The organism is Kitasatospora sp. HPM-01-4 (genome assembly GCF_051374625.1).
Taxonomy (GTDB): Bacteria; Actinomycetota; Actinomycetes; order Streptomycetales; family Streptomycetaceae; genus Kitasatospora.
In genome coordinates this window covers 5,876,444-5,892,108 of the sequence record NZ_JBPQGP010000005.1, presented here as the reverse complement: position 1 = coordinate 5,892,108, position 15,665 = coordinate 5,876,444, and the positions used below count along the sequence as shown (strand labels likewise).

Here is a 15,665-nt window from a genome sequence, read left to right as displayed (position 1 = left end):
TGTGGTGCGGGTGCGCCGGGCGCCGGCCCGGCTTTCCCTCCGAAATCTACGCGATCCAACCCTTCGGCTCCGCACGGTATTTCACCCGTGGACGGCCGCCGCCCGGCGCCCCGCCACGCCCGGGTGCCGGTCCCGCCGACCGGTACGGCCCCGGCCGGAAGCCGGATCCCACCCACCGGAGCCGACTGCGCCGGGACGGCCGGACCGCTCAACTACCGGACGCCGCAGGCGAGGTGACACACCGTCGGCGGATACGCCGCGGCCCCCGTCTCCCGAAGGGGAGAGGGGGGCCGCGGTGCCTTGCGCAGGACTCACTGGTCCTCGTCGTCGCCCTCGATGGCCTGCCGGCCGCTGGAGAGCGCCTCGAAGGCCAGGTACTCCTCCTCGGCCGCGTCGCGGCCCTTCTGCCGCTCACGGCGGCGATCGACGGCCGGGCGCTGGGTCTCGAAGCGGTGGTCCTCACCACGGCGGCCGAGCATCTCGGCACCGGCGGCCATGGTCGGCTCCCAGTCGAACACCACGGCGTTCTCGTCGGGGCCGATGATGACGGTGTCGCCCTCGTGGGCGCCGATCTTCCACAGCTCCTGCTCGACGCCGAGTCGGGCGAGCCGGTCGGCGAGGTAGCCGACGGCCTCGTCGTTGCTGAAGTCGGTCTGGCGGACCCAGCGCTCGGGCTTGCCGCCGCGGATGCGGTAGGCGCCGTCCTCCTCGGTGATGGTGAAGCCGGCGTCGTCGACCGCCTTGGGCCGCAGCACGATCCGGGTGGCCTCCTCGACCGGCTTGGCGGCGCGGGCCTCGGCGACGATCTGCGCCATCGCGAAGCTCAGCTCGCGCAGGCCCTTGCGGGAGGCGGCGGAGACCTCGAAGACGCGGTAGCCGCGCTCTTCCAGCGAGACACGGGTCAGATCGGCGATGTCCTGGCCGTCCGGGACGTCGACCTTGTTGAGCGCGACCAGGCGCGGCCGGTCGTCCAGACCGCCGTACTCGGCCAGCTCGGCCTCGATGGTCTCCAGGTCGGAGAGCGGGTCGCGGCCCGGCTCCAGGGTGGCGCAGTCGAGCACGTGCACCAGTACCGAGCAGCGCTCGACGTGGCGCAGGAACTCCAGGCCCAGGCCCCGGCCCTGGCTGGCACCCGGGATCAGACCGGGGACGTCGGCGACGGTGTAGACCGTCTCACCGGCGGTGACCACGCCGAGGTTGGGGATCAGGGTGGTGAACGGGTAGTCCGCGATCTTCGGCTTGGCGGCGGAGAGCACCGAGATCAGCGAGGACTTGCCGGCGCTCGGGTAGCCGACCAGCGCGACGTCGGCGACGGACTTGAGCTCCATCACGATGTCGCGGGCCTCGCCGGGCTCGCCGAGCAGCGCGAAGCCCGGGGCCTTGCGGCGGGCGGAGGCCAGCGCCGCGTTGCCCAGGCCGCCCCGGCCGCCGGCGGCGGCCACGAAGCTGGTGCCGTGGCCGACCAGGTCGGCGAGCACGTTGCCCTTCTTGTCCAGCACCACGGTGCCGTCCGGAACCGGCAGGATCAGGTCCTCGCCGGTGGCGCCGGTACGGTGACCGCCCGCGCCCGGCTTGCCGTTGGTGGCCTTGCGCTTGGGCGAGTGGTGGTACTCGAGCAGTGTGGTGATGTTGGCGTCGACGGTGAGGATGACGCTGCCGCCCTCGCCGCCGTTGCCGCCGTCGGGTCCGCCGAGCGGCTTGAACTTCTCCCGGTGCACGGAGGCGCAGCCGTGGCCCCCGTTACCCGCGGCGACGTACAGCTCGACGCGGTCCACGAAGGTGGTCATCGGTATACCTCCAGAGCAAAGAAAAGTGTGTTGACTGCGATAAAGCATGAAGGGTGGACCGGATCACCCGGTCCACCCCTCACGGAGAGTTGCGACGCTGCGTCAGCGAACTCAGGCCTCGACGGCCACGATGTTCACGACGCGGCGGCCACGACGGTTGCCGAACTGAACGGCACCGTCGGTCAGCGCGAACAGGGTGTCGTCGCCACCGCGGCCGACGCCCGCACCCGGGTGGAAGTGGGTGCCACGCTGGCGAACGATGATCTCGCCGGCGCTGACGACCTGGCCACCGAAGCGCTTCACGCCGAGGCGCTGAGCGTTCGAGTCACGGCCGTTACGGGTAGAGCTTGCGCCCTTCTTGTGTGCCATCTGGCTGTCCCCTTACTTGCTGACGGAGTCGATGCTCGTGATGCGCACCGCGGTGTACTTCTGGCGGTGACCCTGACGACGGCGGTAGCCGGTCTTGTTCTTGTAGCGCAGGATGACGAGCTTCTCACCCTTGGTCTGGTCGACGACCTCGGCGTGAGCCTTGACACCGGCCAGCACCCACGGGTCGGAGGTAACGGCCTCACCGTCGACGATCAGGATCGTCGAGAGCTCCACCGAGTCACCCGGCTTGGCGTCAACACGGTCAATTTCCAGCACGTCGCCGACGGCGACCTTGTGCTGGCGGCCGCCGGCGCGAACGATCGCGTACATGCGGTACCTGCTTTCCTACTCGGTGCGGAACTCTCGATGCCAGCCGCCTGGGTACGGACACAGGGGCCTCCCCCGGTCCTCTCACGAGGAACCGGGAGGTGATGTGCTCGGGAGCGTGGCGTAGACACGCCGAGGGTCAAGAATACGGACCGGCGGCCACAGGGGCAAACCGGACCCCGTACGCGCCCGAGGGTGAGCCTGGGCTCACCCTCGGGCAGTGGGCTCACTCAGCCGCGCCATCACTTTCGGCGGCTGCCGCCTTCTTGGCCGCCGCGCTGGTCCGCTTGGTCGCGGTCTTGCGGGCGGTGGTCTTCTTGGCCGCTGCCGTGGTCTTGGCAGCGGTGGTCTTCTTGGCCGCGGTCTTCTTCGCCGTGGTCTTCTTCGCGGCCGTCTTACGGGCGGCGCGCTTCTTCGGCGCGGGCGCCTCGGCCTCGGCCTCAGCCGCTGCCTCCACCGGAGCCTCCACCGGAGCCTCGCCCTCGACCGCGGGCGCGGCCTCGACGGGCGCGGCCTCGACGGCGGCCGGGGTCTCGGCAACCTCGGCGACCTCGGGGGTGACCGCGGCTTCGACGACCTCGACGGCCTCGACGGCCACAGGGGCCTCGGAAACCGCGGGAGCCTCAACGGCCTCAGCGGTCTCCGCCTTCGCCGCGGCCTCCGCCGCCGCGAAGGCGGCCTCGACCGCGGCCTCGGCACGAGCCTGCAGCACCACGATCTCCGCCTCGCCCGGCGTACCGGCCGGAGCCGTCGCCTTGCGCACCGCACGGCGACGAGGGCGGGCGGCCGGGGCGGCCGGGGCCTCGACGGGGACGGGCTGGGCCTCGACCGGCTGCTCGGCCTCGGCCTGCGCCGCAACCGCGATCTCCGGCTGCTCGGCCTCGACCTCCACGACCTCCACGACGGCCTCGACCGGCTCAGCGGCCTCGACCGCCTGGGCGGCCTGGACCTCGGCCTGCGGCTCCTCCTGCACGGCACCGCCCTTGCCCCGGCGGCGGCGCTTGCCGCCACCCGAGACGACCTCGCCGGTCACGACGGTCGGACCGCCGCCGGCGTGCACGTGCGGCTGGTCCATGTGGACGATCACGCCACGGCCGTTGCAGTGCACACACGCCTCGGAGAAGGACTCCAGCAGACCCTGGCCGACCCGCTTGCGGGTCATCTGCACCAGGCCCAGCGAGGTGACCTCGGCCACCTGGTGCTTGGTCCGGTCCCGGCCCAGGCACTCCAGCAGTCGGCGCAGCACCAGGTCCCGGTTGGACTCCAGCACCATGTCGATGAAGTCGATCACGATGATGCCGCCGAGGTCGCGCAGCCGCAGCTGCCGGACGATCTCCTCGGCCGCCTCGATGTTGTTCCGGGTGACGGTCTCTTCGAGGTTGCCGCCCTGGCCGACGAACTTGCCGGTGTTGACGTCGACGACGACCATCGCCTCGGTCCGGTCGATCACCAGCGAACCGCCGCTCGGCAGCCAGACCTTGCGGTCCAGCGCCTTCATCAGCTGCTCGTCGATCCGGTAGGTGGCGAACACGTCCACGTCGGACGTCCACCGCTGCAGTCGCTCGGAGAGGTCCGGGGCCACATGGGTGACGTACTCGTGGATGGTGCTCCAGGCGTCGTCACCGCTGACGATGACCTTGGTGAAGTCCTCGTTGAAGATGTCACGGACGACCCGGACGGTCATGTCCGGCTCGCCGTAGAGCAGCGCCGGGGCGTTGCCGGAGGAGGCCTTCTTCTGGATCTCCTCCCACTGCGCCTGCAGGCGCTGCACGTCGCGCGTCAGCTCGTCCTCGCTGGCGCCCTCGGCGGCGGTGCGCACGATGACACCGGCGTCGTCCGGGACGATCTTCTTGAGGATCTGCTTCAGGCGGGCGCGCTCGTTCTCCGGCAGCTTGCGGCTGATACCGGTCATCGAGCCCTCGGGCACGTACACCAGGTAGCGGCCGGGCAGCGAGATCTGGCTGGTCAGGCGGGCGCCCTTGTGGCCGATCGGGTCCTTGGAGACCTGCACCAGCACGGACTGGCCGGACTTGAGCACCGACTCGATCCGGCGCGGGCCGCCGTGGCCGCCCAGCGAACCGAAGTTGACCTCACCGGCGTAGAGCACCGCGTTGCGGCCCTTGCCGATGTCGACGAACGCGGCCTCCATCGACGGCAGCACGTTCTGGACCTTGCCCAGGTAGACGTTGCCGACGTAGGAGGTGGCCTGCTCCTTGTTGACGTAGTGCTCGACCAGCACGCCGTCCTCAAGCACGCCGATCTGGGTCCGCTGGCCGTTCTGGCGCACCACCATGACGCGCTCGACCGACTCGCGGCGGGCCAGGAACTCGGCCTCGGTGATGATCGGCACCCGGCGGCGGCCAAGCTCACGCCCCTCGCGGCGGCGCTGCTTCTTCGCCTCCAGGCGGGTGGAGCCCTTGATGGACTGCACCTCGTCCGGGTCGAACGACGGCTCGGTGGAGCGGCGGCGCGGCTCGCGCACCTTGACCACGGTGCGGACGCCGTCCTCGGTGGTCTCGGCGCCGGTCTCGACACCGGCCTCACCGGTACGGCGGCGACGGCGACGACGGCGACGGGAGGAGCTCAGGCCCGCGGCCAGCTCGTCCTCTTCCTCCTCCGCCTCGGCGTCCGACTCCTCCTCGGCGGGCTGCTCGGCCTCGGCCGGCACCTGCTCCGCCTCGAAGTCCTCGGCCTCGCCACGGCGGCGGCGACGGCCACCCCGGCGGCGACGGCGGGAAGGACGGTCCTCCTCCCACTCGCCCTCGGCCTCCGGGCCCGCACCGGCGGCGGCCTCCTCGGCCGGCGCCTCGACCGCGGCCGGCTCGGGCCGAACCGGAGCGGCCGCCCGGACCGGAGCGGCCGCCCGGACCGGGGTGCTCACCCGGACGGGCGTACGCACCCGGCGGCGACGGCCGACACCGCTGTACTCGTACTCGTCCTCCTCGGCAGCCGCCGGAGCGAGGGGGGCCGCGGGCTGCACCGGGGCCGGGGCCTCAGCCTTGGCCGGGGCCTTGGCAGGGGCCGGAGCCTTGGCAGAGGTCGGAGCCTTGGCAGAGGTCGGCTCCTGGAAGACCGGGGCCTGGAAGATCGCGGTGGACGGGCGCACGGCGCGACGGCGGACCCGGTGTGCGGGAGCCTCCTCCGCCACCGGCGCGGGCTGCGCGGCCTCGACGGCGGGGGCCTCCTCGGCCTCCTCCTCGGGCTGCTCAGGGGTCTCGACGGCCGCCGGGGCCTCCTCGGCCACCGGCTCCGCGGCGACCGGCGCGGGCTCGACGACCCGGCGGCGACGGCGGCGGGCGGGCGCGGCCGGGGTCTCCTCGGCGGCGGGCGCGGCCTGCTCGGCGGCCGGGGCCTCGGCGGGCACCACGGTCTCCGCGGCGACCGGCTCAGCGGCCTCCGGCGCACCGGCCGGAGACTCGACGCGCTTACGGGTACGGCGGGCGCGCACCGGCTTCTCCGCCACCGGCTCGGCGGCGGGCGCCTTGACCGGCGCCGGGGCCTCGGCGGCGGTCACGACGACCTCGGCGGCCTCCGGCGCACCGGCCGGAGACTCGACGCGCTTGCGGGTACGGCGGGCACGTACCGGCTTCTCCGCCACCGGCTCGGCGGCGGGCGCCGGGGCCTCGGCGGTGTGGTTCTCGGCGGGCAGCACGGTCTCGGCGGACTCGGCGGCCGCGCCCAGCGGCGCACCGGCCGGGCGGGACACCGCCCGGCGACGGCGGCGCACAGGCGCGCCTGAGCCGTCTGCCTCGGAACTGCCCGCTGCGGCAGGCTGCTGCGGTTCGGTGTTATCGAGCATGCGGGTGGATCTCCCGTCAGGCCCCCGGGCTCCGCATCCGGGCACGGCGCGGCACCGCTCTTCCGGTCGGCCACGGTAATGGCGGGCCGACTTCCACGGTGTCGCCGTGCGGGCACAGAGCCGCACAGGGGCTCGTAGTCTCGCTCGGCGCCCCGCATGGTGCGGGGTGTCGAAAGTCTTCTGGTCTGACCAGTCTTCTCAGGTTGTCCCAGGCCCGGCCGGATCCCCGCTCCCCCAGCCTGGCGGGCTGGGTGGGGTCCCCGGGCCGAAGCCGGGGGAGTGCCCCCGCCCGATGGCGGACGAGGAGGGCGGACCCTCGGGCCCGCCGGCCATCGGGGCCGGCAGGCGCAAGGAGCTGGCCTGCGTGCGACGGCGCTCGCTCCCCTGGGGAGCCGCGGGGGCCAGGGGAAGCACGGCCCTTTCGGGCCCGTTCCCCTCCCGCTCGGCGGTCGGCGGTTACGCGCGGCCCGGCAGCCGCTAGAGGCCGGCCGGGGCCGCCGCGCGGTCGAGCGCCAGCGGGTCGGTCACCGTGCCGGTCTCCTCGTCGAGCGGCCCCTGCGCCAGCCTGGTCACCTCAGCGGGGACCGGCGGCGCCAGGTCGGCCGTCGCACGGAGACCGGACAAAACGTCGTCGGGTCGTACGGCGGGTGTGGCGTGTCGTACTACCAGCCGCAGTATCGCACAGGGACCGCCCGTACGAACATCGGCGGTGCGCTCCGTGGCAGTGTCGTTACCGTCGTCGACCTGCGGCGGGAGGACCTCCATCGCGGCGACCGCGCCGCGGGCGTCGAAGATCCGGACCCCGTTCTTGGTGAGCCGCTGGACCTCCACCTGCTCGGCTGCCAGGAAGGCCGCGGCCGCGCGCATCGCCTCCTCAGCACTCACCCCGGCCAGCCTGACCTGCCACTCGGAGGCCTCGAGACGCTCCACGAAGTTCGGCGTACGGACCTCGACGGCGTCGATGATGTCCAGACCGGTCGGCAGCGACTCGTCCAGCTGCGCGCGCAGCGCCTCCGGGTCGCGGCTCTCGGCCAGGCCGATCTCCAGGTACTCGGCCTCGCTGGCCACCCCGGTCGGAGCGGCGTTCGCGTACGAGACCTTCGGGTGCGGAGTGAAGCCCGCCGAGTACGCCATCGGAACCGCCGAACGGCGCAGTGCCCGCTCGAACGCCCGTTGGAAGTCTCGGTGGCTGGTGAAGCGCAGACGGCCGCGCTTGGTGTAACGGAGACGGATGCGCTGCACCGTCGGCGCGGGCGGCGGACCGTCGGGCGTGCGGCGTGCCAGGGTCGCTCAGTCCTTAGTCAGTTTTCCCGATCCGGCGGTCATCCGGCCGGACTCTGTCAGGACAAGGGTACGCGCCCGCGACACGCCGGTTCTCCCCCGCTCGGACCGGATCACCCCAGCAGGGTCCGCCGGACCTCACGCAGGACCCGCCGGACCTCCTCCTTCACCGGCCACCACACCTCGTGCCGCACCCAGCGGCACGGCCGCACCACCAGGAACCGCCACACCCTCCCGGCCAGCTCCCAGGCCCGGAGCACCGCCCTTCCGAGCTCGCGCAGCACCGGGAACAGCAGCACCCGCCACACCCATGCCACCGGGACCGCCACCAGGTACCGCGCCAGCCAGGCCACCGCCATCCCGACGTACCCCAGCAGCCAGGCCACCGCCCGGCCGACCGGTGTCAGCACGTACCGCCACAGCGCCTTCAGCGGCACCACGACCAGGTACTCCGCCAGCCAGGCGAACCCGCGCAGCAGCGGGGCCAGCACCCACTCCCCCAGCCACCGCCCGACGGGCGCGAACAGGTGCCGCCACAGCCAGGTCGCGGGCACCACGATCAGCCACCGCCCGAGCGGGGCCAGCACGTACCGCCCCAGCATCTCGAACGGCCACACGAACAGCGCGTACAGCACGGCCTTGGTGAACCGCCCCACGGCGCGGAGGATCTCCCAGACGAACCGCAGCGGTACCACGACCACCAGCGCGAACGCCCGCACGACCCCGGTCAGGCACCCCGCGGGCTGCTGCTCGGTCATCTTCTGTCCCCCCGTATCCCATCCGTCGGTCGATCGCCCCCGGTCCGGCCGGCGGCTCCTCGGTCCGCGGTGCCCTGCGACGGGCCGGACGGCGCGGTCCCGGTGCCGCGGCACCGCCGGCCCGTGGCCCATGGTCGTGGCGGAGCGGACCGAGCGCGACAGATCCCCGACCGGAGGCGTCCGGTCGGGGATCTGAGAGGCCCGGCTACTTGTTGACCACGCTCAGCGGCAGCAGCTTCTTGCCCGTGGGACCGATCTGGATGGACGTGTCCATCTGGGGGCAGACACCGCAGTCGAAGCACGGGGTCCAGCGGCAGTCCTCGACCTCGACCTCCTCCAGGGCGTCCTGCCAGTCCTCCCACAGCCAGTCCTTGTCGAGGCCGCTGTCCAGGTGGTCCCAGGGCAGCACCTCCTCGTAGCTGCGCTCGCGGGTGGTGTACCAGTCGACGTCCACGCCGGTGTCGGCCAGGGCCTTCTCGGCGCTGGTGATCCAGCGGTCGTAGGAGAAGTGCTCACGCCAGCCGTCGAAGCGGCCGCCGTCGTCGTACACCGCGCGGATCACCGCGCCGACGCGGCGGTCACCACGGGAGAGCAGGCCCTCGATGATGCCGGGCTTGCCGTCGTGGTAGCGGAAGCCGATGTTCTTGCCGTACTTGCGGTCGCCGCGGATGGAGTCGCGCAGCTTGGCCAGGCGGGCGTCGGTGGCCTCGGCGCTCAGCTGCGGGGCCCACTGGAACGGGGTGTGCGGCTTGGGGACGAAGCCGCCGATCGACACCGTGCAGCGGATGTCGTTCTGGCCCGTGACCTCGCGGCCCTTCTGGATGACGTTCTTCGCCATCGTGCCGATCTGGAGCACGTCCTCGTCGGTCTCGGTGGGCAGGCCGCACATGAAGTACAGCTTCACCTGGCGCCAGCCGTTGCCGTACGCGGTGGCGACGGTGCGGATCAGGTCCTCCTCCGACACCATCTTGTTGATCACCTTGCGGATGCGCTCGGAACCACCCTCGGGGGCGAAGGTGAGGCCGGAGCGGCGCCCGTTGCGGGTCAGCTCGTTGGCGAGGTCGATGTTGAAGGCGTCGACCCGGGTGGAGGGGAGGGAGAGACCGACCTTGTCCTCGGTGTAGCGGTCGGCCAGGCCCTTGGCGATGTCACCGATCTCGGTGTGGTCGGCCGAGGACAGCGAGAGCAGACCCACCTCCTCGAAGCCGGTGGCCTTCAGCCCGCGCTCGACCATCTCGCCGATGCCGGTGATGCTTCGCTCCCGCACGGGGCGCGTGATCATGCCGGCCTGGCAGAAGCGGCACCCTCGGGTGCAGCCTCGGAAGATCTCGACGGACATCCGCTCGTGCACCGTCTCGGCGAGCGGCACCAGCGGCTGCTTGGGGTAGGGCCACTCGTCCAGGTCCATGACGGTGTGCTTGGAGACCCGCCACGGAACGCCGGGGGCGTTCGGTACGACACGGCCGATCCGGCCGTCGGCCAGGTACTCCACGTCGTAGAAGCGCGGGACGTACACCCCGCCGGTCTTGGCCAGGCGCAGCAGCAGCTCGTCCCGGCCGCCCGGCCGCCCCTCGGCCTTCCAGGCCCGGATGATCTCGGTGATGTCGAGCACGGCCTGCTCGCCGTCGCCGATCACCGCGCAGTCGATGAAGTCCGCGATCGGCTCGGGGTTGAAGGCCGCGTGGCCGCCCGCGAGGACGATCGGGTCGTCGACGGTCCGGTCCTTGGCCTCCATCGGGATGCCCGCGAGGTCGAGGGCGGCCAGCATGTTGGTGTAGCCGAGCTCGGTGGAGAAGGACAGGCCGAAGACGTCGAAGGCGCGCACCGGGCGGTGGGCGTCCACGGTGAACTGCGGGACGCCGTGCTCGCGCATCAGCGCTTCGAGGTCCGGCCACACGCTGTAGGTGCGCTCGGCCAGCACGCCCTCGCGCTCGTTGAGCACCTCGTAAAGGATCATGACGCCCTGGTTGGGCAGCCCGACCTCGTAGGCGTCGGGGTACATCAGTGCCCAGCGGACGTCACAGGCGTCCCAGTCCTTGACGGTCGAGTTGAGCTCGCCACCGACGTACTGGATCGGCTTCTGGACGTGCGGGAGGAGGGCTTCCAACTGTGGGAAGACCGACTCGACAGTCATGCACTAGGACCTTTACCGAGAAAACAAGCTGACCATCAAGAGTAGCCGAACCGGCTGGGGCCGTCTGGCCCAGCCGGTTCGGGGAGGCGCCTCAGATCCCTATCGGGCGCTGGGTGCGGACGGACTGGAGCAGTCCGACGCCGATCCAGACCGCGAACATCGAGGATCCGCCGTAGGAGACGAAGGGCAGCGGGATACCCGCGACCGGCATGATGCCGAGGTTCATCCCGATGTTCTCGAAGGCCTGGAAGGCCAACCAGCTGATCACGCCGGCGCAGACCACCGTGTCGAAGAGGTCGGTGGCCTGCCGGGCGATCCTGCAGGCCCGCCAGAGCACCACGCCGAGCAGTCCGATCAGCGCGATGCCGCCGACGAAGCCGAGCTCCTCGCCCGCGACCGAGAAGACGAAGTCGGTCTGCTGCTCGGGGACGAACTGCCCTATGGTCTGGGTGCCGTGGAACAGGCCGGTACCGGTCAGCCCGCCGGAGCCGATGGCGATCCTGGCCTGGGCGGTGTTGTAGCCGACGCCGGACGGGTCGAGGGCGGGGTTGGCGAAGGCGGCGAAGCGGTCGATCTGGTACTTGCTGAGGATCCCGAGCTGCCAGACCGCCACCGATCCCGCCGTACCGGCGACCAGCAGGCCGAAGACCCACCGGTTGGCCGCTCCGGAGGCCAGCAGGACGCCCAGGATGATCACGCACATCACCATGACCGAGCCGACGTCGGGCATCAGCAGCACCAGCGCTATCGGGATCCCCGCCAGTCCCAGCGCCTGCATGACGCTGCGGCTGGAGGGGCTCTCCCGCTCGCCCGCGTCCACCCGGGCGGAGAGCACCAGCGCCATGCTGAGCAGGATGCCCAGCTTGGCGAACTCGGCGGGCTGGATGGAGAAACCGCCGCCGAACTGGATCCAGGAGTGCGCGCCGTTGATGGTCGAGCCGAGCGGGCTGAGCACCGCCAGCAGCATCAGCAGCACCACGGCGCCGACGACCGGGACCGCGGTGCGGATCCTCCGGTTCCCTATCGTGATCACCACGCCGCACAGCACCAGGCCGATCAGCAGGTTGGTCAGATGCCGGTAGAGGAAGTACTGCGGGTCGCCGTGGGTGAGCGAGTCCCGGCCACGGGTGGCCGACCAGACCAGCAGCGAACTGCCCAGCGAGAGCGTGAGCGCGGCCAGGACCAGTATCCAGTCGAGCCTGCGCAGCGGGGAGTCCTTGGCCAGCACCCGGGCCAGCGAGCGGCGCTGCGGCGTCAGCCGGACCGTGCGGTACGAACCGTACGAGCTCATGCCCGGCCCCTTCCGGTGAAGCGGGTGGGTTCGAGCGCGGCCAGCGCCACGGTGGCCGGAGCCTGGGCGCCGGCCGGCGGGGCCGGGTCCAGGAAGGTGGAGCCGGCCTGGTACGCGGCCTGCTGGATGATCGCGGTGCCGTCCGGGTTGAACTTCGGCAGCTCGGCCTGCGGCGTGGGCAGCAGGGCCTTGGAGTTGTCGATGGCGCCCTTGTCGTCCACGCCGTACAGCGCCTGGTAGATCCGCCGTACCGCGTCACCGGAACCACCGGAGCCGGTACCGCCCTGGCTCACCGTCATCACGACCGCGTAGTCCTTGCTGTACGTGGTCAGCCAGGAGGTGGTCTGCTTGCCGGCGACCTCAGCGGTACCGGTCTTGGCGTGCAGCTCGATCTTGTCCTGCGGCCAGCCCGAGCCGACGAACTTCCAGGCCGCGGTACCGCTGGTGATGACGCCCGCGGTGGCCTGGTCGATGTAGCTGAGCAGCTTGCCGTCGTCGGGCAGCTTGCCGTCGACGTGCGGGGCGATCTCGCGCACCGTCTTGCCGTCCGGGCTGACCACGGCCTTGCCGACGGTGGGCCGGTAGAGCGTGCCGCCGTTGGCGAGGGCGGAGTAGATCCGGGCCATCTGCACCGGGGTGACCAGGGTGTCGCCCTGGCCGATGGCGAAGTTGACCGAGTCACCCGCGCGCATCACGTTGCCGTCGACGCAGTTCTCACGGGCGATCTCGTCGGTGTAGTCGTGGCCGCCCTTGGCCGCCTGGGCGCACCAGGCGTCCTTGTTGGCGTCGTAGAAGGACTGCTTCCACTGCCGGTCCGGCACCCGTCCGGGCACCTCGCCGGGCAGGTCGATGCCGGTCTTGGCGCCGAGGCCGAACTGGTGGGCCGTCTTGAAGAACCAGTCGGCCGGGTCCTTCTTGGGCTTGATGCCGCCGTCCTTCATCCACTGGTCGTAGGCCAGGCCGTAGAAGACGGTGTCGCAGGAGACCTCCAGGGCGCGCTCCAGCGAGATGTCACCGAAGCTCTCGCTCTCGAAGTTCTTGAACTCGCGGCCGCCGATGGTCAGGCTCTTCGGGCACGCGTAGTGGCCGTCGAGCGAGTAGCCGGCCTGGACGGCCGCGGTGGTGGAGATGACCTTGAAGGTGGAGCCCGGGGCGGACTGGCCCTGGATGGCCCGGTTGAGCAGCGGGTAGTTGGAGTCCTTGCCGGTCAGGTTCTGGTAGTCCTTGGCCGAGATGCCGCCGACCCACAGGTTGGGGTCGAAGGTCGGCGCGCTGGCCATCGCTATGATCCGGCCGGTGTGCACGTCCATCACGAGGGCGGCACCGGAGTCCGCCTCGAAGTTCCGCTGGGTCTCCTTGTCATAGGTCTTGCGGGCGTCGGCCATGGCCTGTGCGAGGTTGTCCTCGACCACCTTCTGGACCCTGGCGTCGATGCTGGTGACCAGGTTGTTGCCGGGCTGGGCCGGGGTGCGACCGGCGCTGCCGATCACCCGGCCGAGGTTGTCGACCTCCAGCCTGTCCACCCCGGCGCTGCCGCGCAGGTCGTCGTCGTAGACCGATTCGAGCCCGGCCCGGCCGACCTGGTCGGAGGGCAGCCGGCGGTCCCGTCCGGACTTGCCGGAGCTCTTGGCGACCTCCTCGTCGGTCACCGGGGAGAGGTAGCCCAGGACCTGGGCGGCGTTGGCGCCCTCGACGCCGGTGTAGCGGCGCAGCGCGGTGGACTGGGCGGTGATGCCGGGGAAGTCCTCGCGGCGCTCCATTATCTGCATCGCCTGCTGCGTGGTGGCCTGCTGGGTCACCGGGATCGGCTGGTACGGCGAACCGTTCCAGCAGGGCTGAGGCGTCTTGGCGTCGCAGAGCCTGACCTTGTTCTCGACGTCCTTGACCGGCATGCCGAGCACCTCGGCGAGCCTGGCCAGGGCGGCCCTGCCGCGGTCCTTCTGCTGGAGCAGCGCGGTACGGCTGACCGAGACGACCAGCTTGGTCTCGTTCCCCGCGAGGATCCGCCCGGAGGCGTCCAGGATCTCCCCGCGCACGGCGGGTTCGACCACTTCGCGGATGTGGTTGCCCTGGGCCTTGGCCGCGTACTCGCTGCCGTTGCGGACCTGCAGGTACCACAGGCGGCCGCCGAGGGTGGCGAGCAGGGAAAACACCAGGATCTGCAGGACGACCAGACGGATCGTCACCCGCTGGGTGCGGCCGGTCTCCGGAATGTTGCTCACGTGCGGTCGCTCCTCACGGGCGCTTGGCGAGGCCGGGCAGGCGCTTCTTCTTGTACGTCGGCAGCCCCGAGGCCTCCCGGGTGGTCTTGTAGCGGGACAGGCTGCCCAGGCCGGAGCGGTTGCCGTCCTCGGACTCCACCGCGGGGCGCTCGCCGTCGAAGCGGCGGGCCAGCAGCATCACGACCGGCACCACGAAGGGGGCCAGCAGCAGGTCGTACAGCAGGGCGCTGAACACCAGGCCGGTGAGGCCGACATGGCGGGCGGCGGTGTCGCCGACCAGGGCGCCGACCACCGCGTACAGCAGGGTGGAGAGCACGGCGGCGCCGGCCACCACGAACAGCGCGCTGACCGCCGAACGCTGGCGGCCGCCCTCGGGGCGGAGCAGGCCGGCGGCGTAGCCCATCAGGCAGAGCACCAGGGCGTAGCGGCCCATGGCGTGGTCGGAGGGCGGCGCGACGTCGGCGAGCAGCCCGGCGGCGAAGCCCACCAGGCAGCCGCCCGCGGGCCCGTACACCAGGGCCAGGCCGACCACCATGAGCAGCAGCAGATCGGGGGTGGCGCCCGGGAGTTGGAGCCGGCCGAGGACGCTGACCTGGATCACCAGGCCGAGTACCAGCAGGACGGCGGCAAGCGGGATGCGGCCAGGACGCATGGGTCAGTTCCCCCCTGAGGGACTGGGGTTCGCCCGGGCGGGGCCGGGGCTCGCACCGGCGGTACCGGTCGCGGCGGACGAGGCGGACGCGGCGGGCGCCACCGGGGCTCCGGGAGCGTCGGGGGTGACGGGGACGAAGGCCTGGCTGCTGGGGGCCGCGGACGGGGACGGGGCCGGGGACGGCGGCAGCACCGCGTCGCGCGGATCGGTGCGCGGCGGGACCACCACGACGCCGACCAGGTCGAGCCGGGTGAACTGGACGTACGGCTGGACCAGGATGGTCTTGGTGAGCTGACCGGGCGTCGCCTCGACCTCGACGACCTGGCCGACCGGCACACCGGGCACGAACGGGCGGCCGCTCTGCGAGCCGAAGGTGACCACCCGGTCGCCGGTCTTCACCTGGGCGCGGCCGTTCAGCAGCGAGATCCGCATCGGTCCGGTGCCCTGGCCGTTGGCGAAGCCGATCTCGTTGCTGCCCTCCAGCCGGGTACCGGCGGTGAAGCCGGGATCGGAGGCGAGCAGCACGGTGGCGGTGGTCGGGCCGACGGTGGTGACCCGGCCGACCAGGCCCTGGCCGTTGATCACCGTCATGTCGCGGGCGAGACCGTCGTTGCTGCCCGCGTCGATGGTGATGGTCCAGGAGAAGCCCTGGGCGGCACCGATCGCGACCACCTGGGCGGCCTTGATGGTGTAGCCGCCGGCCCCGGCGGTGCGGAGCATGTCGTCGAGCTGCTTGGTGCGTCCCGTGGCGGTGTCGGAGGAGGCCAGGCGCTGGCGCAGGTCGATGTTCTCGCGGGTGATCTGGTCGAGGCGCTGCTGGTGGGTGCCGGCGTCGCGGATCGCCCGTACGGTGCCCGCGACCGGGTCGACGGCACCGGCGGCGGCCCGCTCGACCGGCCCGAGGATGCCGGCGGCGGCGCGCCGGGCACCGCCCAGGGGGGAGCTCTCACCGCCCCTGATGTCCACGGTGATCAGCGCGAAGGCGACGGCGACCAGCACGACGAGCAGTAGCCGGCTCTCTCGGGTGTCCCTCACGGTGGTGGAG

General features: G+C 71.9%; 11 protein-coding genes. All 11 read right to left on the bottom strand.

Translation table 11 applies throughout. The annotated features are described in order from the left end of the window. Positions 1-311: 311 nt before the first annotated feature. Positions 312-1,787: a GTPase ObgE gene (gene obgE / locus ACSMTC_RS25540; RefSeq protein ID WP_436562041.1), complete on the bottom strand. Its 1,476-nt coding sequence runs from the start codon at positions 1,785-1,787 to the stop codon at positions 312-314. A 111-nt stretch (positions 1,788-1,898) separates the two neighbouring features. Next, positions 1,899-2,156, bottom strand: a complete 258-nt coding sequence (gene rpmA / locus ACSMTC_RS25535; RefSeq protein ID WP_280697157.1) for a 50S ribosomal protein L27 — start codon at positions 2,154-2,156, stop codon at positions 1,899-1,901. A 12-nt stretch (positions 2,157-2,168) separates the two neighbouring features. Then, positions 2,169-2,486: a 50S ribosomal protein L21 gene (gene rplU / locus ACSMTC_RS25530; protein WP_436562040.1), complete on the bottom strand. Its 318-nt coding sequence runs from the start codon at positions 2,484-2,486 to the stop codon at positions 2,169-2,171. A gap of 223 nt (positions 2,487-2,709) precedes the next feature. Beyond that, positions 2,710-6,282, bottom strand: coding sequence for an Rne/Rng family ribonuclease (locus ACSMTC_RS25525; protein ID WP_436562039.1), 3,573 nt, complete (start codon positions 6,280-6,282; stop codon positions 2,710-2,712). A gap of 477 nt (positions 6,283-6,759) precedes the next feature. Further along, positions 6,760-7,524, bottom strand: coding sequence for a TIGR03936 family radical SAM-associated protein (locus ACSMTC_RS25520; RefSeq protein ID WP_436562038.1), 765 nt, complete (start codon positions 7,522-7,524; stop codon positions 6,760-6,762). 152 nt (positions 7,525-7,676) lie between these two features. Next, on the bottom strand, positions 7,677-8,321 hold the full coding sequence (locus ACSMTC_RS25515; RefSeq protein ID WP_436562037.1) for a hypothetical protein: 645 nt from the start codon (positions 8,319-8,321) through the stop codon (positions 7,677-7,679). A 205-nt stretch (positions 8,322-8,526) separates the two neighbouring features. Next, a complete protein-coding gene (locus ACSMTC_RS25510) occupies positions 8,527-10,455 on the bottom strand; it encodes a TIGR03960 family B12-binding radical SAM protein (RefSeq protein WP_436562036.1) in 1,929 nt (642 codons plus the stop codon). Positions 10,456-10,546: 91 nt separating this feature from the next. Next, positions 10,547-11,746 (bottom strand): rod shape-determining protein RodA, encoded by a 1,200-nt coding sequence (gene rodA, locus ACSMTC_RS25505; protein WP_436562035.1) that lies wholly within the window; start codon positions 11,744-11,746, stop codon positions 10,547-10,549. After that, positions 11,743-13,968, bottom strand: coding sequence for a penicillin-binding protein 2 (mrdA, locus tag ACSMTC_RS25500; RefSeq protein WP_436562034.1), 2,226 nt, complete (start codon positions 13,966-13,968; stop codon positions 11,743-11,745). Before mrdA ends, rodA begins: the two co-directional genes overlap by 4 nt. A gap of 13 nt (positions 13,969-13,981) precedes the next feature. Beyond that, the gene (mreD, locus tag ACSMTC_RS25495; protein WP_436562033.1) at positions 13,982-14,620 is read right to left on the bottom strand and encodes a rod shape-determining protein MreD; all 639 of its coding nucleotides are present in this window, start codon (positions 14,618-14,620) and stop codon (positions 13,982-13,984) included. Between the two features lie 3 nt (positions 14,621-14,623). After that, entirely contained in the window at positions 14,624-15,655 is a 1,032-nt protein-coding gene (gene mreC, locus ACSMTC_RS25490; RefSeq protein ID WP_436562032.1) for a rod shape-determining protein MreC, read from the bottom strand. Positions 15,656-15,665 lie beyond the last annotated feature (10 nt).